The following is a 24,579-nucleotide window of genomic DNA, read 5'->3' as shown; positions in this document are numbered from 1 at the left end:
TCTGCACGATTCGATGACGTCTCTGCGGGACCTCCAAGGGGCCAGATGCAAGGCGCCGTCCGCCGTGAAGGGCCGTCGCCCTTTACCAAGGGCTGGACCGGATCGGCACGACGCCGATCCGGCCGGCGCGAGCCGGCCCGAAGGGCGGGGTTCACGGACGAACCCCGCGACGCCACAGATGCACCCTTGGAGGCCCGCCCGGATGGGGCTCGCGGATTTGCCCGCACTCGTCGTTGCCGTCCCTCGACGGGCAACGAGCCCGTCTTCGGTCCGGCGCCTCGATTGCGAGCAAATCCGCGAGCCAGAGATGCCATCGAATCGTGCAGAGTTTCCCCTGGGGCTATTCCTTCACGGCGCGATGCACGGTGTAGGTCTTGCCCTGCTTGACCTTCTCGTAGTTGCCGAACTGTTCCTTCATCGTGCGCTTGAAGTACTCGCGCAGCCCGTTGATCGACACGAACCAGACCTCGCCGCCCCGGTTGAGGCCCCGCCAGGTGTCGAACAGCATGATCTGCCACATCTCCTTGCCCACCTTGGCCGGCACGTTCGAGTAGAGCCGGTCGAAGCCCTCGCCATCCACCGCCGAGAGGCCGTTGGACAACCGCGCCTCGGCGTTCGCCAGCCGGTTGCGCCCGAGGTTGCCCTGGGCGTAGTCGACCGCGACGAAGTCCTTGTCCAGCAGGATCACCCGGCCGTCCGGGCAGGCCTTGGCCATGGTCGCGCCGATCGGTCCGTAGCCGCAGCCCAGGTCGACGATGATGCTGCCGGCCGGCGGGACCGGGGTGTGCTCGAGCAGCAGGCGGGTGCCGGCGTCGATCTCGCGCGGGGAGAAAAGCCCCCAGGTCGAGTGAAAGGTCAGGCGCTGGCCGAGCAGTTCGCAGTCGATGATCTGGTCGCGGCGCAGGGCGTCGATGGTCTTGGCGTTGGGCGCTGGGCTCATGCGGGGCCTATCACTGGCTGAAGGGGGTCGGGTGGGACGCTCGGGCTTCAATGAGCGGTCTGGCAGGCGCGGCACAGGCCGCGCAGTTCGATCACCGCCGAGCGGGGCGCGAAGCCCGTCTGCCTGGCGAGGTCATCGAGGGCGGCGTGCACCGCGGCGTTGTCTTCCTCGCGGATGTCACCGCAGCGCTCGCAGATCATCAGGATGGCCTGGTGGGGTTCCTGCGGGTGCTCGCAGCCGACGAAGGCGTTGAGGCTCTCGATGCGATGGATCAGGCCCTGTTCGAGCAGGAAGTCGAGCGCCCGGTAGACGGTGGGCGGCTTGACCTGCTCGCCGTGCCGCGAAAGGCGCTCGATCAGGTCGTAGGCCTTGGTCGCCTCGTGGCTCGACCAGACCTCGCGCAGGACGTCGCGCCGGATGGGGGTCAGGCGGGCGCCGGAGCGCGCGCAGATCGCCTCGGCGCGGGCGAGGGCATCGTCGATGCACTGGTCGTGATGGGCGCAGGACATGAAATCGCGGTTATCGTCAATCAATGAGGCATCATAGTGTAGTTGCCCGACACCATGGACAGAAGCAAACTTGACGTCGGATCAACAAAGTCGATCGCCGGGACGTTGAAATTTCGGGGCACGGCGATCATTATTTAGAAACAGCTAATAAACGCGGCCTGCTCGTCCGCGGATCGCCCGTATCGAACGGGTGGTCCGGCGTGGATCCCCCGACGACGAAAGCGGGCACACTGGAGGAGAAGGCAATGGAATTCAAAGAGCAATTCCTGGCATCGCGCCGTCGTTTCTTGCGCAACATCGGGGTCACCGCCGGCGTGGCGGCCGCGCCCCTGGCTTGGTCCTCGCGTGTGTTCGCCGAGGAGGAGCTGGTGATCGAAGGGCCGCCGATGCCCGATATCCCGGCCACCGAGATCACCGACAACGTCTACGTGATCGTTTCGCCCTGGGGTTTCCCCTCCGAGGAAAACCAGGGGATGATGAGCAACGTCACCTTCGCCATCACCGAGAAGGGCGTGGTGGTGATCGACAGCGGCGCCTCGCTTCAGATCGGCCGGATGGCCCTGCGCCAGATCCGCAAGTTCACCGACAAGCCGATCGCGGCGGTCTTCAATACCCATTACCACGGCGATCACTGGCTGGGTAACCACGCCTTCGTCAACGAGAACCCGGACGTGCCGATCTACGCGCACGAAAAGACCGCCTCGGCGATTCGCACCAACCAGGGCGAGTTCTGGGTGAGCCTGATGGAGCGCTCCACCGGCAACGCCATCGAGGGCACCGTGGTCACCCCGCCCAACAAGGTGGTCGGTCACGGCGACGAGATCGATTTCGGCGATCTCACCGTGCGCGTGCATTTCTACGGCACCGCGCACACGCCGTCGGACATCAGCCTCGAGCTGGTGGAGAAGAAGATCGTCCACGTCGGCGATATCGCCATGAACAACCGCATCGCGTTCATGGACGACGGCAGTTTCCTCGGCACCTTCAAGGCCTTCGACGCCCTCGAGCAGAACGTGCCGGGCGCCTACTGGATCCCGGCACACGGCTTCCCGGCCAACGACCTGATCGAGCACAACCGGATCTTCTTCCGGGGGATCTACGAGGCGGCCGAGAAGGCGGTGGCCGACATGGTCGCGCCGAGCGAGGCGAAGGCCTACGCGCTCGAGGACGAGCGGGTGCAGCACTATGCCCCGGTCACCAACGGCTTCGACGAGAACATCGGCAAGTACGCCTCGTTGGCGTTTCTCGAGGCCGAAGCGGCCGCGTTCTAGCGAGTCGCCCCGGCGGTATGCCAGGCGGGAAGCCTGCCGCCCGACAACGATTGTCGACCGGCCCGCGGGACGCGCGGGCCTGAATGGATTTTTTTGCATTAGCTGATTCCAGGAGGTCCAGCAGGGAATGTCTTGCCAAGTCCGGCCGTTATGGCCCCCCTTCATCGCCGGCATCGTGCTCGGCCTGGTCGTCTTGCTCACCTTCGTGCTGGTGGGCAACGGCATGGGTTCGTCCGGTGCCTTCGCCCGCGTGGCCACCGAGATCGGTCTGCAGGTGGCCCCCGAGGCCACCCGCGAGAACGCCTATCTCGGCGGCATGGCCCAGGGCAACCCGCTGGCGGCGTGGATCGTGGTGGCCGCCATCGGCACCCTGATCGGTGCCATCCTCGCTTCGGTCTCCTCGGGGCGGTTTCGCGTCAAGGTCGACCGCGGTTCGGGCCGGATCGGCGTGGCACCGCGTCTGCTGCTCGCCCTGGGCGGCGGGCTGCTGGCCGGTTTCGGTTCGCGCCTGGCCGCCGGTTGCACCAGCGGCGTCGGCCTCTCCAACACCGCCATGCTGGGCGTGGCCGGTTTCGTCTTCCTGATCGTGTTCTTCGTGGTCGGGATCGTGATCAGCCTGTTGATGCGGAGGGTCTGGTAATGGATTACGGCACCGCGGGTACCGCACTGGCCACCGGCCTGCTGTTCGGCTTCGTGCTCGAGCAGGCCGGCTTCGGCTCCCCCTGCAAGCTCACCGCCCAGTTCCGCCTGACCGACTGGTCGGTCTTCAAGGTCATGTTCACGGCGATCATCGTCGCCGCGATCGGCATCCTGCTGCTGCAGGTGAACAACACCTTCGGTTCGCAAGGGTTCTACGTGGCCGAGATGTATCTCTGGGGCACCGTGCTGGGTGCCGTGCTGATCGGCGCCGGGTTTGCCATCGGCGGTTACTGTCCCGGCACCTCGGTGGTCGGATTTGGCAGTGGTCGGATCGATGGCCTGGTGTTCATGCTCGGCATGATCGTCGGTGTCTGGGCATTCGCCGGCGTCTACGACAGTGACTTCATCCAGGCGGTCGTCGGTGGGACGGCGCTGGAAGCGCGTACCGTACCGGAGTGGCTGGGCGTCTCGCCCTGGCTGGTGGTCGCCGCGATGCTCTTGATGCTGGCGGGTGGTTTCCTTGTCGGCCGCGCGCTCGAGCAGCGTAGCCACGGCGTCTACTCCGCCGAGGACATCACCGAGGGTCGCGACCCCGGTGAGAGCGACGAGCTCGGTCACGATCTGGGGCGTGAGGCCAGCGCTGGTCGCCGCGGCGAGACCGACTGAATCGACGAAATGGCGTGATGTTGCGCGCCGGCCTAGGGCCGGCCGCTTTAGTCAGAGGAGATTGAATCAGATGGATTCCAAGAAACTGGCCCGACAGGCGCGTGCCCGTCGAGCACTCAAGCTTTCCATGCCGGCCATGGCACTCACCGTCGGTGCGTCGCTCGCCGCGACCACCATGCTGCCGATGTCGGCCGCGGCCCAGACCCGTGGTGGTAATCCCTGCGCCCCGTCGGCTCGCGGTGGCAACCCCTGTGCCCCGTCGGCCCGTGGTGGTAATCCCTGCGCCCCGTCGGCGCGTGGTGGTAACCCCTGTGCCCCGTCGGCTCGTGGTGGCAATCCCTGCGCCCCGTCGACCCGCGGGGGCAACCCCTGTGCCCCGGGCGGTCAGTGACCTGTCCCATCGCGCGGTCTGAATCGGCTTGACGCCCGTGACGCCTGCCCAGCCACTGCCTGAGGACTGGCTCGAGGCCGGCCTGGCGGCGAGCGATGAGTGGCGCTCGATCCAGGCGGCGCTTGCCGCCGATCACCAGACCGTTCTCACCGAGCTGTTCCGGGATCACCCGGATGACGGTTTCGACTACTGGGCCCATTTTCCCGACGACGATGCGCGCGACCCCGTCAGCGGCGCGCGCTTCTACTACCACGCGCATGACCCGGCCGAGTGGGCCGCGAACGAGCACGGTCACTTCCACCTGTTCATGGCCGTCGACGGCGAGCCGGACTTCGCCCACGTGGTCGCCGTCTCGATGGACCGCCAAGGGCGGCCGCAGCGCCTGTTCACCACCAATGGCTGGGTGACGGGCGAGGCGGTGCAACCCGCCGAGTCGTTGCTCGACCGATTGCCGACCGAGTTCGAGATCAATCGGGCGCGGCCGTCGTGGCTGGTCGGGCGGTGGCTGAGTGCGCTGGTCGCGTTGGTGATGCCGCAGATCCAGGACCTGTTGGCGGCACGGGACCGCGCCCTGACGGACGAGTCGGGGCGGTGGCCCGACCCGGAGGTGCTCGACGATCGTGATCGGCACGTCCTGAGCGAATGCCCGCTGGACATGGAGGCCGTACTGGTCGACTGGTCGCGGCGAGCCGATCGGATGCAATCGCAACTGGTTTCCCCGCCCGGTTGAGGGCGGCTTTTCCGGCGTCGGCTGGCGCCGCTTTTTGATGCACGAAGAAGGAGTTGAGTCATATGAATTTCAAGCGGTTTCTCGCTGTTCCCGCCGGGGCGGCCGCGCTGGCCGTCGCGCAAGGGGCCTGGGCACTGGACGTGCCGGGTCCGGTGGTCGACCCGCAGTGGCTGAATGACAACCTCGATCAGGTCACCGTTCTGCAGATTGCCGGGTCCGAGAAGGCGTTCGCGATGGCGCCGAAATACGAGACCGTCAAGGGCAAGAAGGTCGTGTCCGTCGTGTCCGGTCACGTGCCGGGTGCCCGGTTCGTCGACTGGGGCAAGGTGCGCGTCGAGCGCATGGAGAACGGCAAGAAGGTCGGCAAGCTGATTCCCGAGAAGGCCGACTTCGAAGCCTTCGTACAGGCACTGGGCGTGGACCAGGACGACACCGTGGTGATCGTGCCGCTGGGCCTGTCCGGCTCGGACTACACCAAGGCCACCCGCCTGTACTGGCAGATGAAGTACTTCGGTCATGACGACATGGCCCTGCTCGACGGTGGCCTGGCGAACTGGCTGGCCGCGGGCTTCGATGCCGAGACCGGGCAGCCGGAGAAAGTCGAGGCCGGCGACTGGGTGGCGACCGACGAGCGTGACGAGATCCTGGCGACCTACGCCGAGGTTCGCGAGGCGGTCGATTCCAACGGCAAGGTCCAGCTGCTGGATGCCCGTCCGCCGAACCAGTACCTGGGCGTGTTCAGCAAGTCCAAGACCGTGCCCGGCCACCTGCCCGGCGCCAAGAACGTGCCCACCGACGTGCTGGTGCGCGCCGATGGCGCCGCGGCCAACTTCCTGCCGGAATCGAGCTATCGTTCGATCATGGACTTCAAGCAGATCGACGCCGAGGGTGCCGCGATCGCCTACTGCAACTCCGGCAACCTGGCCTCCGGTCTGTGGTTCGTCGCCAGCGAGATCATGGGCAACGAGCAGGCCGCGCTCTACGACGGCTCGATGAAGGAGTACGGCATGTACGTGGACGACGGGGCCACCTCGGTCAACCCGGCGCAGCTCTACTGAGTCCCGCATTGCCGCATGGACCGACAACCCCGCCTCGTGGCGGGGTTTTTTCGTTGTTGACCCGGGCATCGGCAACCGGGCCGGGGTGGATGAATCGGGGCCGTCGATCGCGCGGCAGGGGGCGGGTTCTGCGTATACACTCGGGGTAGGTCAACACGACAAATCAAGGAGGTCGGGCCGATGAGTACCTGGGTAGTGGTTGCCGATGAGGCACGGGCGCGTTTTCTCGCCGTCCGCGACAATCAAGGGGCCTATCGTGGTAACGAGGTGCACCCCTCCAGTCAGCCGGTTCCAAGGGGGGCGCTCGAGGAGTTGGTCTCGCTGTCCAATTCCGCCGCCCGGCTGTCGGACGCGGACCTCGAGAGCGACCGGCCGGGCTCGACCACCGACCGCAAGGGCGATGCGCTGCATGCCTACGAACCGGCCAACAGCGTCCGGGACGTGGAGGCCAAGCGCTTTGCCCGCGAGGTGATGACCGAACTCGACCAGGCGCTGCAGCAGGGGCGGATGGAGCGTTTCTACCTGATGGCTGCGCCCGACTTTCTCGGCCTGTTGCGCGGGGAGATGAGCAAGGGCCTGCAGGCCGCGCTGGTGGCCGACCAGGCCAAGGATTTTTCCGCTCGGTCGCCGGAGGACATTCGCGCGGCCCTGCCGGAGCGACTCTGATTCCGACCGGGGCAGGTGGCCCGACAACGTCTTTTTTCGACAACGTCCCGACCAAGGAGATTGGCGCATGTTTCTCAAGCGCAAGGACAACGACGACATGATCGAGATCATCGATCTGGAAACCCTCGCCGACCCGGCGTTGCCGAGCGTGATGGGGCGACAGCACGCCGGCGAGGAAATGCAGGACGAGGAATCCTTCGAGAAGGAGGACCTGGAATTCCCGTCCGGGGAGCCGCTGCCACGCTGCTGGCTCGACCTGCATTGGCGCGAGGATTGAGTTGCCGGGTCACCCCAGTAAGGAAACGCTGCACGAATGCCGTGCCGCATTTCATTAACAAGGCCGCCGAGACGTGATTCGGCGGCCTTGGTCGTTTCGGCGGGCCCGTCGGGGGCTGCGGCGGTATTGACGGCGTCCGCAATCGCCGCCGGTCAGGGCAGGACCCAGAGCGTGACCGACAAGAGCAGGCTTGCGATCGCGCTGCCGATCACCGGCAGCATCATCAGGCCGGCCAACGCCTCGCGCCGGGCCAGGGTCCAGGCCGTCCAGATCAATGTCGCCAGCCAGACCGCGGCCAGCAGGAGGGCGAACAGGGACTGTTCGGCGCCCAGCAGTACCACGACGGCCAGCGGCAGGAGCAGCGAGGCCCCCAGGCCGGCGTGCTCCGCGCCCCGGTGCGGGGTCGTGATCGACGCGGCGTAGGCAAACGCCGCCCAGGCGAGCAGAAACGCAAAACCCATCGCGCCGGTCAGCGGCGAGGCCGGCAGGGTGCGTGCGCTCTCGGCCCCCGGCGGGTGCAGGCCCACGCCGAGCCACAGCAGCAGGGCAGCCACGGCCAGGCTGGCGATCATCCACAGCGCCAGGGCAGGGCGGTTGACGGTCGGTTCGCTCATCGGACGGTCCTCCAGGTTGAGGTTGGCCTGCGTCGGTATGGCCAGCAAGCCGTGGGGGGGCGACTAGGCCATGACGGGTTTGTCCCGCGAGTGCCGGTCAGGCAGTCTGTGTGGTGAAGATAGCAGGGCGAATCAACGGCGTCAGGCAGCCCGCCGGCGTATGACCGTGTGGTGCAAAAACGACATGTGGCGCTGGCCCGCTCGGCTATACTTCGGCTAACCGGATGGCAGGGTTCGCTGTCCGCGCGCCCCCCGGCAATCGGGGACGAATGGAGGCCCGGAATGCACGTTCTGATCACTGGCGGTGCCGGATTCATCGGCTCGCACCTGGTCGATCATCACCTCGCTCGGGGTGATCGGGTGCATGTCGTCGACAACCTCAGTACCGGGTCGCGCGACAACCTGGCCCAGCACCTCGATTCCGCCGAATTCCGCTTTACCCACGCCGACATCGTCACCTGGTCCGAGCTGCCGGAGGCGGTGGGCTGGGCCGATCGCATCTATCACATGGCGGCCGTCGTCGGCGTGTTCCGCGTACTCGAACAGCCCATCGGCGTGATGGCGACCAATATCGCCGGTTGCGAGCGCCTGCTACGTGCCGTCGATCATTGTGGCTGGAAGCCGCAGGTGCTGGTGGCCTCGAGTTCCGAGGTCTACGGTCCCCGTCTCGATGCGCGGCTGGCCGAGGACATGGATCTGATCATCCAGCCGGAGGCGCCGCCGCGGTGGAACTACGCCATCAGCAAGCTGGCCGACGAGGCGTTCGCCCTCTCCTACGCCCGCGTCAAGGGCATCCCGGTCACCGTGGTGCGCCTGTTCAACACCGTCGGCCCGCGCCAGACGGGTCGCTACGGCATGGTGGTGCCGCGCTTCGTCGGGCAGGCCGTGGCCGGCCAGCCGTTGACCGTATTCGGCGACGGCGAGCAGAGCCGTGCCTTCACCGACGTGCGTGACACCGTCGTGATGCTCGACGAGCTGGCGGCGAAGGCGAATACCGAGGGTCTGATCGTCAACGTCGGCGGCGACCATGAGTTGTCCATCAATGCCCTGGCCAGCCGGGTGATCGAGCGGGCCGGTTCGAGCTCGACGATCGAGCGCCTGCCCTACGAACAGGCCTACGGGCAGGAATACGTGGACATTCCGCATCGCTGCCCCGACCTGACCCGACTGCACGGGCTGATCGACTACCGTCCGAAATGGACACTGGATGCCACCCTGGACGATCTGATCGACCGGGTCCGGCAGGCTAACGGCTCCTGAGGAGGGCGCATGGCAACCACCCCCTACTTCGTTTTGAGTCCGAGCGCGGTCCTGAGCATCATCGGGCTGCTGCGCGGACCGGACAAGATCGACCCCAACCCGGCCGAGGACTGGCACGAGGCGGTCGTCGACGTGGTCATACCGGCGTTGAACGAACAGGCCAATGTGGTGCTCGCCCTCGAATCGGTGCGCCGACAGACCAAGCAGCCGCGCAACATCATCCTGGTCGACGACGGCAGCAAGGACCGGACGATCGAGTACGCCCGCGCCTTCGCCGATCATCACGGCATGCCGCTGACCGTGATCAAGCGCGACCACCCGATCGGCAAGACGCCCACCATCAAGCGCCAGTCGCGCGAGTACGATGCCGACGTCGAGTTCATCCTCGACGCCGACACCTATCTCGACGCCGACGACTACATCGCGCGTACCGTCGAGGAGCTCTACAAGGGCGCGGGCATCGCCAGCGCCTGCGGGGTGATCCTGCCCACGCGCGAGAAGGACCGCCGCCGTCGGATCGACGAGCCGGCGATCCACGCGTTTCTCGAGGCGCACGACGAGGTTGACCTGCACCAGCCGCAGGGTGGCTGGTGGCACCGGGTGAATCGCAATCTCACCGCCCTGTATCGCCAGCAGCTCTACACGTTCCTGCAGCGGTTCGTCTACGTCGGCCAGATGGAGTTCTTCGGCAGCATCACCAACCCGGTGGGCTGCGCGGTCGCCTACCGCCGCAAGTACATCAAGGATCTGTTCGACAAGTACGAGCCGGTGCTGGGCGACGACCTGACCAACTCCGAGGACATCTTCATCGGTTTCGCGCTGATGAACGAGGGCTATCGCAACGTCCAGCTCCAGGACGTCACGGCCCACTCGCTCGAGCCGGAAATGCGCAACCTGCCGCGGCAGATCTACATGTGGTCGTCGTCCTTCCTGCAGAGTTGCTACTACTTCGACGGCCTGCTGGGCAGCCCGTTCAAGCTGTTGCGACGCCTGCGACACCGTTACCGCGAGAAGCACGATCCGGCCATGAAGGAGCTGGTGGCCCGCCGCCAGATTCGCGAGGCATATCGTCAGCCGTTCGGCGTGGCTCACACCCAACGCGAGGGTCGCCCGGCCGGCTGGATTCCCTTCCTGGCAGCCTTCGAGAAGATCGCCTTCCCGACCGCGTTGCTGGTGATGATCATCCTGCAGCTCTGGGAGCCGCTGATCGTCACCCTAATCGCCGAGATGGCCATTGCGGTGGGCATCCTCACCGCCATCTCGAAGGGACGGCGGGTGAAGGCATTCATCCAGGGCATCCTGATGACCCCGATCCGCTACGCGAGCCTCCTGTACGACCTGGTCACGATCGGGCGCTTCGCCACGGATCTCTGGATTACGGGGAACAGAAAATGGCGCAAATGACACGTTTTCCCTGCCGCCCCGGAACGGTGGGCGCACGGTTGGCCGGCCGGCATGCCGGGCCGGCAGGACGCCTGGCAACCACCACGTTGGCCGCGGCCCTGTTGACGTCCGTGGTCCTCGGTCCGACGCCGGCCTGGTCCCAGTCGATACCCGATGCGGCCGTCAGCGCCGAGATGCGCGAGGACTGGGGGGCAGCCGCGGAGATTTATCGTCGCGCGCTCGAGGCCGATCCCGAGCGCGTCGATCTCTGGCGCCGCCTGTCCGACGTGCTGGCCCGTGACGGCCAGCCGGTCTCGGCCGCCGAGGCACTCGATCAAGCCGTGGCCGTCGAGCCGGACGAGCCCGATATGCGTCTCGCGGCCAGCGCGGCCTGGGCACAGGCCGACCGGCCGGCAGCGGCGCTCGAGCACTGCCTTGCCGCCGCCGATCTCGCGCCCGAGGATGTCGCCATCCTGCGCACCTGCGCGCGGCAGGCCAACTGGGCCGGTGACACGGCCGCGGTGGCCGAGATCTCCGGACGGGTCCATGCCATCACCGGCGACGCCGCCGATCTCAAGGCCTATGCCCGCGCGCTTGGCGGGATGGGTGAGCTCGACGAATCGGTCGCGTTGTATCGAGACTACCTCGCCGCCCACCCGGACGACCCCGAGGCCCTGCTCGACTACGCCACGGTGGAGACCTGGCGCGGCAACTACGCGGTTGCCGCCGAGGCACTCAATCAGTACCACGACGTGCACGGGGAGGACGACGACTGGGCCGCCCGGCGCGCGCGCCTGCTGGCCTGGGCGCATCGCCCGACCGAGGCACGAGAGCTCAACGACGAGCTGCTCGCCGCGAATCCCAACGATTACGAGCACCTCTACACGCGCATGCTGATCCTGCGTGGCGAGCCTCGCCACAGCGAGGCGATCGCGGCGCTGGAGCCGCTCAAGCGCCTGCGCCCGGAGTCGAAGGACACGCGCGACGCGATTCGCAGCACGCACGCCTTCCTGCGCTCGAATGTCGGTATCGAGGCCGGCTTCCGGGACGACGCCGATGACATCAGCCTGCGCCGCCTGGCGATCAAGGGGCGTTGGTCGCTGACCCCGGAAACCTACCTCTACGGTCGGGCCGAGCACCGTGATATCCGCGCGAAGGCCGGCAGCCCGTTCGTCGGCGTGGAGGGCGACACCTCGGTCGACATCGAGCAGGCCTGGGTGGGGGCACGCCATCGATTCAGCCCGCTGCTGGAGATCGGCGCGGACGCCGGGGTGGCCAGCATCGACGGGGGCGGTGGCGACGTGGGCCTCTACGGCCTGTATGCCGACCTGCGCCCGCTGGACAACCTGTGGGTGGACCTCTCGGCGACCCGTCGCGTCTGGGACATCTCGCCCAAGTCCGCCTCGCTGGGGCTCGCCATGCGGGATCACCGCGCCCGCATCCACTGGCAGCCGACGTTGCGTCACTTCGTCAATGCCGAGGTCGCCCACGGTCGGCTCAACGACGGCAACCGCCGCAACGAGCTGTTCGTCAATCCCTACCGGGCCATGTTGCGCACCGAGCGTCTCAACCTCGATCTGGGTGTCTCGGCTCACTGGCAGGACTACGACCGTGATCTCGACAACGGCTACTACGACCCGTCGAACTACCGTCGCTTTGCGCTCACGGTGGTCGGTTACTGGAAGTTCTCCGACGACGACGGGCTGAACGTCACCGTCAGCCCGGGCTGGCACACCGACGACAGCCTGTCGGATTACGAGTTTGGCACCGACGTCTCCGTGGAACTGATCAACGGCATCTACCGCGACTGGTACAGCCGCCTGAGCGCCTCCTACAGCGACCGATCCCAGACCACGGGCCGCTACGATGCCTACTCGATCAACTGGGAGCTGGTGCGTCGCTTCTGACCCGGACGGTGACCGTTCGCCTTGGCCGCCGGGTGAAGCCAACCCGCTGATCTGATAGAGTCGCGGCCTTGTCTGCAGGACTGCGCCGCCCTCTGAGCCCGCCGCGAGGCCCATCGCGAGGGCGTTCCCGCCGTTCGTCCGACTCGTCCTTATCGAACTCGATTGCGCCGGGGTAACGGCGCTGGCTGCCCGCGTTGCCGGGCGGCGTGTTTCCTCGCCGGATGGCGGGGCGAGACATCGTGTCGTCATCGCACAAGGCGATCGTGGCGGGTCCGGCGGCCGGCGGGCCTGCCGAAAACGAATCCGCTGGACAGAGAGTCACGATGAACTGGTACCGCATCAAGCAGGAATGGTTTTCCAATATCCGGGGAGACCTGCTCTCCGGGCTGGTGGTGGCCCTGGCGCTGATTCCGGAGGCGATCGCCTTCTCGATCATCGCCGGCGTCGACCCCAAGGTGGGCCTGTACGCCTCGTTCGCCATCGCCGTGGTGATCGCCTTCACCGGCGGCCGACCCGGGATGATCTCGGCGGCCACCGCGGCCACGGCGCTGCTGATGATCACCCTGGTCAAGGACCACGGGCTCGAGTACCTGCTCGCCGCCTCGATACTCGCCGGGGGTCTGCAGATCGCGGCCGGCTACATCCGGCTCGATCGGTTGATGCGGTTCATCTCCAACTCTGTGATGACCGGCTTCGTCAACGCGCTGGCCATCCTGATCTTCATGGCCCAGCTGCCCGAGCTGACCAACGTCACCTGGCACGTCTACGCGCTGACCGCGGCGGGTCTGGTGATCATCTACGGGCTGCCCAAGCTGACCACCGCGATCCCCTCACCGCTGGTCACCATCGTGGTGCTGACCGTCATCGCCTGGTTCATGAACCTCGACGTGCGCACCGTGGGCGACATGGGCGAGATGCCGGACACGCTGCCGGTGTTCTTCCTGCCCGACATCCCGCTCAACCTCGAGACGCTGATGATCATCCTGCCGTACTCGGCGGCGATTGCGGTGGTCGGCCTGCTCGAGTCGCTGATGACGCAGAACCTGCTCGATACGCTCACCGACACCAAGACCAGCAAGGCGCGCGAGTGCAAGGGCCAGGGCATCGCCAACATCGTCTCCGGTTCGATGGGCGGCATGGCTGGCTGTGCGATGGTTGGCCAGTCGGTGATCAACATCAAGTCCGGTGGTCGCGGGCGCCTGTCGACCTTCGTCGCCGGCCTGTTCCTGCTGATCCTGGTGGTGTTCCTCTCGCCGGTGCTCACCATGATCCCGATGGCCGCATTGGTCGCCGTGATGATCATGGTCTCGATCGGCACGTTCAGCTGGGGCTCGATCCGCGATCTCAAGAAGCACCCGATGAGCACCAACGTGGTGATGGTGATGACCGTGATCGTCACCGTGGCTACCCACAACCTCGCCTACGGGGTGCTGACCGGCGTGCTGCTGGCGGCGATGTTCTTCGCCAACAAGGTCGGCCAGTTCATGCACGTCTCCTCGCGCCTGTCCGAGGACCCGAACGACCCGCGCCACCGCACCTACGAGGTGATCGGCCAGGTGTTCTTCGCCTCGACCGAGAAATTCCTCGAGTCGTTTGATTTCAAGGACGACGTGGATAAGGTGAGCATCGACCTCTCGAAGGCGCACTTCTGGGACATCACGGCCGTGCGCGCGCTGGACAAGGTGGTGGTCGACTTCCGCCGGGAAGGCATCGAGGTGGAGGTGATCGGCATGAACCAGGCCACCGCCACGATCGTCGACCGGCACGGCGTGCACAACGACCCGGACGCGGCCGAGAAGCTGATGGGGCACTGACATGGGAACCGAGAACATGAGCGACAACAAGGACCAGGTACTCGCGTGCATCGACGGCTCGCGTTCCTCCGAGGCGGTCACCGACTACGCCGTCTGGGCGGCGCAGGCACTGGCCGCCCCGCTGACCTTCCTGCACGCGATCAGCAACCCACACGCCCCGGCCAAGACCGATCTCTCCGGCAACATGACCCTCGGCGGGCGCGAGAAGCTGCTCGAGGAGATGGTCGAGCTGGAGGAAAAGCGCGGCAAGCTCGAGCGCGAGCGCGGCCGGGCCCTGCTGGCCGACGTGCTTTCCCGGGCGCGTGACCGGGGCTTCGACGAGCCGGCCGAACTGCTGAGAAACGGCGACATCACCGAGGTGATCCTCGAGCTCGAGGACGCCATGCAGATGCTGGTGCTCGGCAAGCAGGGCAAGGACGGCGACGCGGTGGCCATGCATGTCGGCAGCCATCTCGCCGGCATCCTGTCGATGATCCACAAGCCCACCCTGGTCACGCCGCTCGCCTTCAAGCGCCCCGAGAGCTTCCTGATCGCCTACGACGGCAGCCCGACGGCCTACAAGCTCGTCGAGATGGCGGCGAATACCCCGCTGCTGCAGGGCCTGCCGGTGCACCTCCTGATGGTGGGCGAGGAGAAGCAGGCCAACTGGGACAAGATCCAGGCGGCCAATACCCGGCTGCAGAAGGCCGGCTTTTCCACGCAGGTCGCCATCCGCCAGGGCAAGGTCGACGAGGCAGTCTCCATGTACATCGAGGAGAAGAACATCGATCTGCTGGCCATGGGCGCCTACGGTCACAGCCCGATCCGCTACCTCGTGCTGGGCAGTACCACCACCAAGATGATCATGAAGGCCAATGTGCCGCTGCTGGTGGTGCGCTGACGCGCCGCCCGCGGGTCGCCCCGCGATCGTCAGGGCGGGTCATCGGGCCGCGCGCAAGCGCGGCCTTTCTTGTGCCGACGGGATAGCGTTCGGTCTGGCCGCAATCCCGACGCGCGCTTTATCAGCGGCATGAAAAAGGCCGCAACCGGTTCACCCCGGGCGCGGCCTGTTCGGTTGGCGATGGGGGTCGATCAATCCACGGCGTAGTAGTCCGCCAGGGCGGCGATCTCCTCGTCGGTCAGCGGCGTGGCGAACTGGGCCATGCCCTTGGCGACGTCGTTGTGACGCGCGCCGTCCCGGAACAGCTCCATGGTGCGGACGAAGTAGTCGCGTGGCTGGCCGCGCAGGCTGGGCGACTCGTTGATGCCGCCCGAGCCGTTGCTGCCGTGGCAGGCCGCGCAGGGCGTGATCAGGCGGCTGGGATCGCCGACGCTGACCAGGTCGTGTGCGGGGTGGGCGGCCTTGGGCTTGGCCCGGTCCGGCAGGCCCTGCTGCTCGTAGAACGCGGCCAGGTCGGCCATGTCCTGTTTGCTCAGCCTCTCGCTGACCACGGTCATGATTTGCGCGCGGTTGTCCTCGCGGCGGCGGTGCTCGGCGTAGTCGACCAGCTGCTTGTAGGTGTACTCGGCGCGTTGGCCGGCGAGATGCGGCCAGTTGCCGGTCAGCGATTCGCCGTGCTCGCCGTGGCAGGAGGCGCAGAAGCGCTGGTCGTGCAGGTCCTTGCCGCGTGCCGCGTCGCCGGTGGGCATCGCGCGCATGGCCTGGTGCCAGCTCGCCGGCGACCATTTGACGACGTCTTTCGACGCCTCGGCCGCCTGCGCGCCGGATACCGCCACACCGAGGAGAACGGCGCCGGCGAGGGCAGCGTTGGCCCATCGAATGGGATGATTGCGTGTCATCTCGTGACTCCTTCTCAGGCGTAGGCGGTCCAGAGACCGAAACCGAAGTACTGGGCGATCCACAGCAGCAGCAGGACGATGCCGGCGGTGCCGATGCGGTTGACGGCGCGTGACGGCGTGTAGGTGCCTTCCGTCTGGCCGGCCTGCCAGGCGACGGTCAGCAGGTAGGTGACCACCGCGCCGCCGAGGACCCCGAAGGTGAGGAAGAACAGGCCGGTGGAGTACCAGTCCATCGTGATCTTGTAATCCAGCGGGTTGTAGCCGTGGACGCCGGACAGCGTCACCCAGCGCACCGCCTCGCGCATGGTGGCGATCACGATCATGGCGACGGTGGCGACGAGGATCGGCGTGTAGCCCCACAGCCCTCGGTCGAGTCGCCGGCCCAGCAGCACCGGGAAGGCCGCGGCGACGATCAGCGCGGCGGCCGCGGCGATCGGCCAGATGCCGGTGGCGAACCCGGCGATGTCCTCGGGCAGGCCGCGCATCCAGCCGACCAGCAGCACCAGCGCCACCAGCGTGCCGACCGCGCCCAGGCGGGTACCCATGCGCTTGAGGAAGTCGAGGTAGCCCGTGCCCGCCTCGTGGCGGCCCTGCAGGTAACGGCGGTAGCCGAACAGCCAGATGCCGATGACCGGGATCGACAGGGCGATGAAAAAGCCGAATCGCCACGGGTCGAAGGCATGGATCGACCGACCGGAGGCGTCGATCACGCCGTTCGGGGCGTACCACTCCTTCCACTGATCCGGTTCGAGCATCTGCACCGAGAGGGCGTGCATGATGAAGCCGACCACCAGGAACAGCAGCACCGCGAGGATCATCGAGCCCGGGCAGCGGGTCTTGTGGGTGCGCAGGCCGTGGTTCAGGGCGTAGAAGATGAACAGCGCGAGCGTCGCGACGATCAGGATGAAGATGAACCCGATCACCCACCACGCCGAGAGGACGTTGGAGGTGTACCAGAACGGGTCGTAGATCACCTGGACGAACAGCAATGGTGCGACGCCGATCACGATGGCGACCGAGACCGCCACCTTGGCGGTGTTGACCATCGCGTCGGCCAGCCGGCGCCAGTGGTCGTCTTTCGACAGTGCCCCGCGGATCGCCAGCACCGACGAGCCGAGCAGCACGTGCACCGCGGCGATGTGCAGCGCCCAGGTGGCTACCCCGAGGATCAGGAAGAGCAGGGGGTGGGCCGGGATGCCCAGCGGGTCGCGCAGGGCGTAGAGCATGGCGGTATCCATTACTGGTCCTCCTCACGGCTGGAAGTGTCGAGCAGGGCGGTGGTCTCGCCATCGAGGTAGGCCTTGGCGGCCTCGGGGTCGTTGAGGCTGGCGATAAAGACGGCCAGTGCCTCGGCCTCGTCGTCCTGGAGCGGGATCTGCGGCATGTACATGGTGTTGCCGGTCGCCAGCGCCCCGAGTAGGTAGGTCCGGATGCCCTCGACGTCCGCCTGTTTCGGGAAGTAGTTCTTCAGCGGGCGGATGCCGGTGTCGGACAGCGAGTGACAGTTGCTGCAGGCGGTGATCGCGAGGTTGCGGCCCACCTCCATGGTGTTCTCGCGGGTGATCTCCTTCTGCGAGTCCGGCCAGAAGACGTGGGCGTGGGTGAAGCCCACCTTCTCCAGCGTGGGGATCTCGGATTTCACGCCCATCCCCGGCACGTCATGGCCGATGACCTGGTTGGAGTACAGGTACTGACCGGCGATGTAGGGCTTGCGTACCGACTCGCGCACGGTTTCCCCGGGCCACAGGCCGAGGACCAGGATCGAGAGCGTGGCGAAACCGGCGACCGTGGCGGTGACCAGCTTCGGGCGGAAGAAGGTCATGGCGAAGTAGGCCAGCATCGCGCCCAGCACGATCAGGATCGACGGGGTGAAGTAATCCGGCAGGCGGTTCTCCATCACCAGGTGGGCGATGCTCGGCAGCGTGCCGAGGTACCACGGGTACAGCGACATGCCGACGATCGCCGAGAGCCCGCCGACGATGGCCAGGCGCTTGAGCAGCCAGCGCTTGAAGACCTCGTCCTTGAGCCCGGCGGCGACGATGCCGCCGACCACGGCCGTCATGGTGAACATGAAGGCGGTGCGGATCATCAGCTGGGCGAAGGTGTTGGGCCCGTAGAAACCGTAGAGGTAGCCGCCCTCGGCGAACCACTGCTCCGGCCGGCCCGGCATCATCATGAACGAGAGGATGCCGACGATCGCCAGCATGGTGGTGTAGGAGGTCAGGCCGAAGATCACGGCGACCTTCATGTAGGTGCGGCGCTCTAGCTTGCCGGCGAGATACACCAGCATGTAGACGCCGATCACCTCGATCACGAAGAACACCCACTCGGTCGCCCATTTCCAGACGAAGTTGTGGATCAGCGCCGAGATACCGCGCGGGCTACCCACCGTGGTCGAGTACCAGATGCCGGGGCCCGTGATCGAGCCGAGGATGTAGGAGAAGACCAGCAGGAACAGGCCGTACTTGCGGATGAAGTCGATCAGTTCCGGCCGGTTGTCCCGTGCGCCGATCCAGGCGAGAACCGCGAACAGGATCGCGGCCCCCACGGCCGTGTGCGAGAACAGGACGTGGATGGTGGCGATCAAGCCGATCACCCAGCCCGAGCCGATCGCCGGCTCGTACCAGGTGGGAAAGAGTCCGATCAGATCCATGTCGGGATCCTCCTGTGAACGTTGGGCCGGTTCATGAGAAGCAGTCCTCGGTGAAGGCCTTCATCCAGTTGTGCTGGTAGAGCGCGGCCAGGCGGTATTCCGCCTCGGTGGCATCGAAGGGCAGGTAGCGCTGCTCGTCGACGCGGGCGATGGTGTCGCCGTCCATGCGGAAGACGTCGGCGACGAACATGCCCACCTCGGTGTTGCCGGCCAGCGCGTAACAGGTGTTCTGGAACACCGGTTCGACTGGCTCGTTGCCGGCCAGCAGGGCCTTGAGCTGGATGGCTAGCACCTTGGCCTGGCTGTTGGCCGCGTAGCCGGATTTCGGCATGGCCCCGGCAATGCAGGCGTCACCGATCACGTGCACGTCGGCGTGTCGGGTCGACTCGAAGGTGCGCTGGTCGACCGGGCACCAGCCCGAGTCGTCGGCCAGGTCCTGGTCGATCGCGATCCGCCCGGCCTTCAGCGGCGGGATGATGTTGATCAGGTCGGCCTGGAAGGTGCCGGCCTCGGCCTCGACGGTCATGGTCTCGGCATCCACCGACAGGATGCGCCCACCCATGTCGCCCATCACCCATTCGATCGGCCCGGGATTGTCGTGGACGGTCAGTTGCGCCCATTCCTCGTCGCTGTACTTCGAGCGGGCCGGTTCCGGGATGTTGAAGTCGTAGAGGTCGTTCCAGGCGTGCAGCATGGTGTAGTCGGTGGTGAAGCCGTTCTTCGGGTCGAGGATCACCACGCGTGCCTGGGTGTCGCCGCGGTCGAGCAGCCATTGCGCGATCAGGCCGGCGCGCTCGTAGGGCCCCGGCGGGCAGCGGTACGGGTTGGGCGGCGGCCCGATCACCACGGTGGGGTTCTCGGGCAGGGACTCGAGTTGCTCCTTGAGCACCAGCAACTGGTCGCCGGCATCCCAGGCATGCGGCAGGCGCGTCTCGGCGAGCTCGGCGGTCAGCCCGTCGATGGCCTCGAAGTCGAACGACACGCCGGGCGAGACGACCAGGCGGTCATAGCCGAGGCGCTGGCCACCGGCGGTCCGGACCTGCTTGGCCTCAAAGTCGATCGCTTCCACGGTGTCGTGGACGAACTCGATGCCGTGGCGGGTCTTGAGGTCGTCGTAGGAGATCACGATGTCCTCGAGCTCGATCTGGCCGGTGATCACCTCGGAGGAGCCATATGGACGCTGGTATTCGCGCTTGGGCTCGATGATGGTCACGTTGACATGCGGGGCGTAGAGCTTGAGGTACTTGGCGGTGGTTGCCCCACCCACACCGCCGCCGACGATGACAACGCGCGGCGCGCGTTCGGCACGGGCCAACGGGGCGGCGAGAGAGGAGGTGGCGGCGGTGCCGGCACCGAGGATCTTGAGAAAGTCACGGCGATTCATGGCTCAGTTCTCCTCCGGGTCGAGGGCCTGACCCGTTGTCTGGTCACTTGCCGGGTCAATCGCTCGGGCGCGCTCTTTCGGCTGGGCTTCGAAGTAGTCGGCCATGGCCGCGATTTCCTCGTCGGTGAAGGCGCGTGCGAGCGGCCCCATCAGGGTCGAGGGGCGCGAGCCGTCGGCGAACGACTCCATGGCCGTGATGAACCGCTCGCGCGGCATGCCGGCCAGCGGCACGTAGGCCGAGTCCTCGATGTACCCCTTGGTGCCGTGACAGCCGGCGCAGGTCTGGGCGGCCATCAGCCCCCTGGGGTCGGTGGCGGTTGTGGTTTCGGCGTGCAGTGGCAGGGCCGCAACGGCGCCGCCTGTCGCCAGGGCGAGTGTCGCGCCCCTGATGAGTCGTCTGGTCATTTGTTCTCCCCCTCGATCGATCGCCTTCCTGGCGCGAACAATGGCGTACTCGATCCCGAGTTATGTCCGGATTAAATTTACTTATTAGGTAAGCACTATGCAACATAAGCCTGGCTTATGCCAAGCGTGTGGTGTCGATGAGGAGGGTGGGGGTGGTTTCAGCCCGGACCTGACGAACGGGGATCGGGTCAGCGGTCGAGCAGGGGAAGCAGGGCGTCAGGGCGCTGGGGGTCGTGGAAGGAGATCACCGGCGGCGGGGTGGGGACGAGGCGGGGCAACCACTCGCGCAAGGCGCTTGCGTTGTCCGGGCAGTCCGGGCCGGTGGGGTCCTCGGGACGCCGGTTGAGGACGATCGCGGCGACGGGGATGTCGCGCTGGTGGAGGGATTCGACCGCCGTGAGCGTGGAGGAAAGCGTGCCCAGCCGGTCGGGGGTGACCAGGAGGGCCGGCAGGTCGGTGTACTCGGCCAGGCGCACGTTCAGCGCATCGTCGGCCAGCGGTGAGAGCAGGCCGCCGGCGCTTTCGATGATCAGGCGTTCGTCGTGCGCAAGGCCGGCCTGGGTCCGGTCGAGGATCGGGGCCAGGTCGCGCTTGAACTGCAGGGTTTCGCCTTCCCGACGGGCCGCCTCCGGGGCGGCGACCGGGGTGAGGTAGCGGATCGGGCAGACGGCCTCGAGCGCTTCGCGGTTGCCGGCGGCCTCGCGCAGGGCGATGCCGTCGGCCGGTTGTCGTTCCCCGTCGTGGAGCTCGCAGCCGGTTTCCACGGGTTTGCGCACGCGTGGCAGCAGGCCGTGGTCGATCAGCAGGCGCGCAAGCGCGCAGGACACCACGGTCTTGCCGACCCCGGTATCGGTGGCCAGCACCACCCAGCCGCGTGGATCCGGGTCGCGCGTGCTCATGCGAGGCCCGGCAGGTCCTCGCCGGTCAGGCGGCGGTAGGCGGTCAGGTAGCGTTCGCGGGTCTGGGCGATGATCTCGTCGGGGATGGCCGGTCCGGGGGCGGTCTTGTCCCAGTCGAGGGTCTCGAGCCAGTCGCGGATGAACTGCTTGTCGAACGACGGCGGGCTGATGCCCGGGCGGTACTCGTCGGCCGGCCAGAAGCGCGAGGAGTCCGGGGTGAGCGCCTCGTCGATCAGGTGCAGCGTGCCGTGTTCGTCGAGGCCGAACTCGAACTTGGTGTCGGCGATGATGATGCCCCGCTTGGCGGCGTAGTCCGCGGCCAGGCGGTAGAGGCGCATGGCGGTATCGCGCACCTGGGCGGCCATCTCGGGGCCGATCAGGCGCTCGGTCTCGGCGAAATCAATGTTCTCGTCGTGGTCGCCCACGTCGGCCTTGGTGGCCGGGGTGTAGATGGGCTCGGGCAGCTTGTCGGCCAGTTGCAGCCCCTCGGGTAGCTTGATACCGCAGACCGCGCCGGTTGCCTGGTAGTCCTTGTAGCCCGAGCCGATCAGGTAGCCGCGCACCACCGCCTCGATCGGCAGGGCCTTGAGGTTGCGCACGATCACGCTGCGGCCGACGAGTTGGGCGCGCTGTGCCTCGTCCGGAACGATGGCGGCGAGATCCTGCGCTTCGCAGAGGTGATTGGGCACGAGGTCGCGGCTCTTCTCGAACCAGAAGCGCGAGATCTCGGTCAGTACCCGACCCTTGTCGGGGATCGGGGTGGGCAGGATCACGTCGAAGGCCGAGACCCGGTCGGTGGTGACGATCAGCATCCGCTCGTCGTCGATGCGGTAGAGATCGCGCACCTTGCCGCGGTGGATCAGTTCCAGGGCGTCGATTTGCGTTTCGAAAACGGCGGGGGCCGAGTGTGTCATGGGCGTTCAACTGCTAGCATGCTAAGGATTTGCGGCCCGGTGGGTTTTCGGGCCGTTGGCTATTGTACGAGAGCGCGGCGCGCGATGCGATGCGCGCGGTGACCCGGAGGACAGCGATGAAGTGGGGCGTTCGCATGGCGTGGCATCAAGGGTTGCTGGCGGTCCTGTTGGTGATGTTGGTGGGGCCGGCCCGGGCCGAGTTGGCGATTCCCCTGGGCGAGGGCGGCGATCAGCTGGACGTCCGGGTGATCGAGCCGCCACAGGGCGCGCCCGAGGACGGGCCGCTGGTGCTCTGGGTGGTCAATCAGTACGGCGACCTGCCCGGCCCGGAGAGCGTGGCGCTCGCCCTGGCGCGTCGCGGGGCGACGGTCTGGATGGTCGACGTGATGGATTCGCTGTTCCTGCCGCGCTCGGACCTCAACGTGCGCAACATCGACGGCGAGCCGGTGGGGTCGCTGATCCAACGGGCCGTCGAGGCGGGGCGTCCCACCGTGGTGGTGGCCGCCGACCGGATGGCGGTGCCGACCCTGCGCGGGATGCGCTGGTGGCAGGAGCGCAGCGACGACCCGGAGGCGCTGGCCGGGGGCGTGCTGATCTTCCCCAGCCTGTACCGGGGCGCGCCGGTCGCGGGCGAAGAGCCCGAGCTGTTCTCGATCATCGATGCCACCAACCTGCCGGTGATGCTGCTCCAGCCGGAGCGCGGCGTGTACCGCCACCGCCTGCTCGACCTGCGCGAGCGTTTTCTCGCCGCCGGCAGCGACCTGTTCGTCCAGGTGGTGCCCGAGGTGCGTGACTACTACCACATGCACCTCGACGAGCCGCAGCCCGAGACCCTCGAGCACCTGGATCGCGTGATGGACGATCCGGCCGAGGCGCGCGCGGTGCAGTCACTGCCCGACGACATCCTGCGGGCGATCCCGCTGCTCGCCGCCGCGGCGCACCCGACCGAGGTGCGCCCGATCGACCCCGAACGCACCACGCCCGTGGATCGCCAGACCGGCCTGCAACCGGTCGAGCCGCAGGAGGCGCCGGCATTCGAGCTTACCGACCTCGAGGGCAATCCCCAGCGGCTGGACCCGGATTTCGACGGCGTGCAGATCGTCAATTTCTGGGCCACTTGGTGCCCGGCCTGTGTCGAGGAGATCCCCTCGATGGAACGCCTGGCGAGCCGCTACCCGGATCGGCTCAAGATCTACGCCATCGCCTTCAAGCAGTCGCCCGAGCACCTGCGCGAATTCATGCAGGACTTCGACGTCTCCTTCCCCGTGCCGGTCGACCCGGACGGCGCGGTCGCGGCCAAGTACGACGCCTTCGCCTTCCCGAGTTCGTTCCTGGTCGCCGCCGACGGGCGCATCCACTACTCGGTCAATGCCGGGATCATCTGGGATACCGAGGAAGTGGACGCGATTGTGCGCGAATTGCTCGAGATCGAGCCGGAATAGGGAGAGAAGTCGGAGAGAAGAAATGAGAGGTCAGACGACATGATTGAGGCCTCTTTGGGCCTCGCGAACATCGGTCTGAGCTCCGACCTCTTCAGTCTTCCGGCTGACACGCCGGACAGAACCACGTCGAGCGCTGCCCCATGACCACGCGTTCGACCGGCGTCCCGCAGCGGCGGCAAGGCTGGTCGGTGCGTTCGTACACGTTGAGTGTCTGGCGGAAGTAGCCGGGCGTGCCCGACGGGGCGAGGAAGTCGCGCAGGGTCGTGCCGCCCTGCTCGATGGCTGCGGCAAGTACCTGGCGGATGGCCGCGGCCAGGGCGTCGCAGGCATCCGGGGCAAGCTGGCCTGCCGGCATCCCGGGGTGGATGCCCGCCAGGAACAGGGCCTCCGAGGCGTAGATATTGCCCACGCCCACCACGATTTCGGCATTCATGATCGCCTGCTTGACGGCCACGCGTCGGCCGGCGAACCGGCTGGCGAGGTAGGCGCCGCCGAAGTCGGGATCGAGCGGTTCGGGGCCGAGGTTGCGCAGGCGCCGATGCGGGTCGTCCACGTGGTCGGTCAGTACGGCACCGAAACGCCTGGGGTCGTGCAGGCGCAGCGCACGGCCGTTGCCCAGGCGCCACTCGACGTGGTCGTGCTTGCGCGGCGGGTTGGTCGGGTCGTCGAGTCGCAGGCTGCCGGACATGCCCAGGTGGATCAGCACCCGATCCCCGCGGTCCAGGCGCAGCAGCAGGTACTTGGCGCGGCGCTCGACCGACTCGACGGGGCGACCGTGCAGGAAGTCGGCGAGGTCCGCGCGCACCGGCCAGCGCAGGCGGGCGTCGCGGACGGTGACGCCTTCGATGCGCTGCCCGACGACATGCGGCTCGATGCCGCGTCGGGTGGTCTCGACTTCGGGGAGTTCCGGCATGACACGAAGAAACCCCGCGAGGTGTCCTCGCGGGGTCCGTCAAGGGCCGATCAGCAGAGGCCCGC

Annotated in this window: 25 protein-coding genes; 14 read left to right on the top strand and 11 right to left on the bottom strand. The window is 67.0% G+C overall.

Annotated features, from left to right (window positions below; genetic code table 11):
- Positions 1-340: 340 nt before the first annotated feature.
- Together FAZ79_RS03260 and FAZ79_RS03255 are read right to left on the bottom strand one after the other, a co-directional pair.
- Positions 341-940, bottom strand: coding sequence for a methyltransferase (locus FAZ79_RS03260; protein WP_136866544.1), 600 nt, complete (start codon positions 938-940; stop codon positions 341-343).
- A gap of 47 nt (positions 941-987) precedes the next feature.
- Entirely contained in the window at positions 988-1,449 is a 462-nt protein-coding gene (locus FAZ79_RS03255; RefSeq protein WP_136866555.1) for a transcriptional repressor, read from the bottom strand.
- Positions 1,450-1,694: 245 nt separating this feature from the next.
- On the opposite strand from FAZ79_RS03255, the gene FAZ79_RS03250 reads away from it, so the two are divergent.
- From FAZ79_RS03250 to FAZ79_RS03215, 8 genes are all read left to right on the top strand, one after another.
- Complete coding sequence (locus FAZ79_RS03250) at positions 1,695-2,720, top strand: MBL fold metallo-hydrolase (protein WP_136866543.1); 1,026 nt, start codon at positions 1,695-1,697, stop codon at positions 2,718-2,720.
- 127 nt (positions 2,721-2,847) lie between these two features.
- Positions 2,848-3,360, top strand: a complete 513-nt coding sequence (locus tag FAZ79_RS03245; protein WP_136866542.1) for a YeeE/YedE thiosulfate transporter family protein — start codon at positions 2,848-2,850, stop codon at positions 3,358-3,360.
- Complete coding sequence (locus FAZ79_RS03240) at positions 3,360-4,025, top strand: DUF6691 family protein (RefSeq protein ID WP_136866541.1); 666 nt, start codon at positions 3,360-3,362, stop codon at positions 4,023-4,025. The genes FAZ79_RS03245 and FAZ79_RS03240 overlap by 1 nt, the downstream gene beginning before the upstream one ends.
- Positions 4,026-4,095: 70 nt before the next feature.
- Complete coding sequence (locus FAZ79_RS03235) at positions 4,096-4,416, top strand: hypothetical protein (RefSeq protein ID WP_136866540.1); 321 nt, start codon at positions 4,096-4,098, stop codon at positions 4,414-4,416.
- Positions 4,417-4,453: 37 nt separating this feature from the next.
- Positions 4,454-5,146 carry a hypothetical protein gene (locus tag FAZ79_RS03230; protein ID WP_136866539.1) on the top strand — a complete coding sequence of 231 codons (693 nt, stop codon included), beginning with the start codon at positions 4,454-4,456 and terminating at the stop codon, positions 5,144-5,146.
- A gap of 62 nt (positions 5,147-5,208) precedes the next feature.
- Positions 5,209-6,204 (top strand): rhodanese-like domain-containing protein, encoded by a 996-nt coding sequence (locus FAZ79_RS03225; RefSeq protein ID WP_136866538.1) that lies wholly within the window; start codon positions 5,209-5,211, stop codon positions 6,202-6,204.
- Positions 6,205-6,384: 180 nt separating this feature from the next.
- Entirely contained in the window at positions 6,385-6,870 is a 486-nt protein-coding gene (locus FAZ79_RS03220) for a host attachment protein (RefSeq protein WP_136866537.1), read from the top strand.
- A gap of 67 nt (positions 6,871-6,937) precedes the next feature.
- Positions 6,938-7,147 (top strand): acetyltransferase, encoded by a 210-nt coding sequence (locus FAZ79_RS03215; protein WP_136866534.1) that lies wholly within the window; start codon positions 6,938-6,940, stop codon positions 7,145-7,147.
- 152 nt (positions 7,148-7,299) lie between these two features.
- Here FAZ79_RS03215 and FAZ79_RS03210 read toward each other — a convergent pair whose 3' ends face one another.
- Entirely contained in the window at positions 7,300-7,761 is a 462-nt protein-coding gene (locus FAZ79_RS03210) for a hypothetical protein (RefSeq protein ID WP_136866532.1), read from the bottom strand.
- A 282-nt stretch (positions 7,762-8,043) separates the two neighbouring features.
- Here FAZ79_RS03210 and FAZ79_RS03205 point away from each other — a divergent pair, with 282 nt between their 5' ends.
- The 5 genes from FAZ79_RS03205 to FAZ79_RS03185 all read left to right on the top strand — a co-directional run bounded on the left by FAZ79_RS03205 (position 8,044) and on the right by FAZ79_RS03185 (position 15,005).
- Positions 8,044-9,021 carry an NAD-dependent epimerase/dehydratase family protein gene (locus tag FAZ79_RS03205; RefSeq protein WP_136866529.1) on the top strand — a complete coding sequence of 326 codons (978 nt, stop codon included), beginning with the start codon at positions 8,044-8,046 and terminating at the stop codon, positions 9,019-9,021.
- 9 nt (positions 9,022-9,030) lie between these two features.
- Positions 9,031-10,425, top strand: coding sequence for a glycosyltransferase (locus tag FAZ79_RS03200; RefSeq protein ID WP_136866526.1), 1,395 nt, complete (start codon positions 9,031-9,033; stop codon positions 10,423-10,425).
- Complete coding sequence (locus FAZ79_RS03195) at positions 10,413-12,311, top strand: tetratricopeptide repeat protein (RefSeq protein ID WP_136866523.1); 1,899 nt, start codon at positions 10,413-10,415, stop codon at positions 12,309-12,311. The genes FAZ79_RS03200 and FAZ79_RS03195 overlap by 13 nt, the downstream gene beginning before the upstream one ends.
- Before the next feature lie 323 nt (positions 12,312-12,634).
- Positions 12,635-14,125 carry a SulP family inorganic anion transporter gene (locus FAZ79_RS03190; RefSeq protein ID WP_136866520.1) on the top strand — a complete coding sequence of 497 codons (1,491 nt, stop codon included), beginning with the start codon at positions 12,635-12,637 and terminating at the stop codon, positions 14,123-14,125.
- Positions 14,126-14,141: 16 nt separating this feature from the next.
- A complete protein-coding gene (locus tag FAZ79_RS03185) occupies positions 14,142-15,005 on the top strand; it encodes a universal stress protein (RefSeq protein WP_136866518.1) in 864 nt (287 codons plus the stop codon).
- A gap of 191 nt (positions 15,006-15,196) precedes the next feature.
- Here the strand turns inward: FAZ79_RS03185 and FAZ79_RS03180 are convergent, their stop codons facing one another.
- The 7 genes from FAZ79_RS03180 to FAZ79_RS03150 form a co-directional block, all read right to left on the bottom strand.
- Positions 15,197-15,904, bottom strand: a complete 708-nt coding sequence (locus tag FAZ79_RS03180; RefSeq protein ID WP_136866516.1) for a c-type cytochrome — start codon at positions 15,902-15,904, stop codon at positions 15,197-15,199.
- Positions 15,905-15,918: 14 nt separating this feature from the next.
- Positions 15,919-17,142 carry a hypothetical protein gene (locus FAZ79_RS03175; RefSeq protein WP_136866514.1) on the bottom strand — a complete coding sequence of 408 codons (1,224 nt, stop codon included), beginning with the start codon at positions 17,140-17,142 and terminating at the stop codon, positions 15,919-15,921.
- The gene (locus FAZ79_RS03170; RefSeq protein WP_211238784.1) at positions 17,142-18,557 is read right to left on the bottom strand and encodes a cytochrome c; all 1,416 of its coding nucleotides are present in this window, start codon (positions 18,555-18,557) and stop codon (positions 17,142-17,144) included. The genes FAZ79_RS03175 and FAZ79_RS03170 overlap by 1 nt, the downstream gene beginning before the upstream one ends.
- Positions 18,558-18,588: 31 nt before the next feature.
- Entirely contained in the window at positions 18,589-19,941 is a 1,353-nt protein-coding gene (locus tag FAZ79_RS03165) for an FCSD flavin-binding domain-containing protein (RefSeq protein WP_136866512.1), read from the bottom strand.
- A gap of 3 nt (positions 19,942-19,944) precedes the next feature.
- Entirely contained in the window at positions 19,945-20,346 is a 402-nt protein-coding gene (locus FAZ79_RS03160) for a cytochrome C (RefSeq protein WP_211238783.1), read from the bottom strand.
- A gap of 188 nt (positions 20,347-20,534) precedes the next feature.
- Positions 20,535-21,245 (bottom strand): dethiobiotin synthase, encoded by a 711-nt coding sequence (gene bioD / locus FAZ79_RS03155; protein WP_136866510.1) that lies wholly within the window; start codon positions 21,243-21,245, stop codon positions 20,535-20,537.
- Positions 21,242-22,159, bottom strand: a complete 918-nt coding sequence (locus FAZ79_RS03150; RefSeq protein ID WP_136866508.1) for a phosphoribosylaminoimidazolesuccinocarboxamide synthase — start codon at positions 22,157-22,159, stop codon at positions 21,242-21,244. The genes bioD and FAZ79_RS03150 overlap by 4 nt, the downstream gene beginning before the upstream one ends.
- Before the next feature lie 134 nt (positions 22,160-22,293).
- On the opposite strand from FAZ79_RS03150, the gene FAZ79_RS03145 reads away from it, so the two are divergent.
- On the top strand, positions 22,294-23,601 hold the full coding sequence (locus tag FAZ79_RS03145) for a TlpA disulfide reductase family protein (RefSeq protein WP_136866506.1): 1,308 nt from the start codon (positions 22,294-22,296) through the stop codon (positions 23,599-23,601).
- A 91-nt stretch (positions 23,602-23,692) separates the two neighbouring features.
- Here the strand turns inward: FAZ79_RS03145 and mutM are convergent, their stop codons facing one another.
- Positions 23,693-24,514 carry a bifunctional DNA-formamidopyrimidine glycosylase/DNA-(apurinic or apyrimidinic site) lyase gene (gene mutM, locus FAZ79_RS03140; protein WP_136866503.1) on the bottom strand — a complete coding sequence of 274 codons (822 nt, stop codon included), beginning with the start codon at positions 24,512-24,514 and terminating at the stop codon, positions 23,693-23,695.
- Positions 24,515-24,579 lie beyond the last annotated feature (65 nt).

Origin of the sequence: Guyparkeria sp. SB14A (genome assembly GCF_005096345.1) — a bacterium.
GTDB lineage: Bacteria > Pseudomonadota > Gammaproteobacteria > Halothiobacillales > Halothiobacillaceae > Guyparkeria > Guyparkeria hydrothermalis.
Note: the sequence above shows the minus strand (reverse complement) of the source record. Positions and strands in the feature narration are given on the sequence as shown.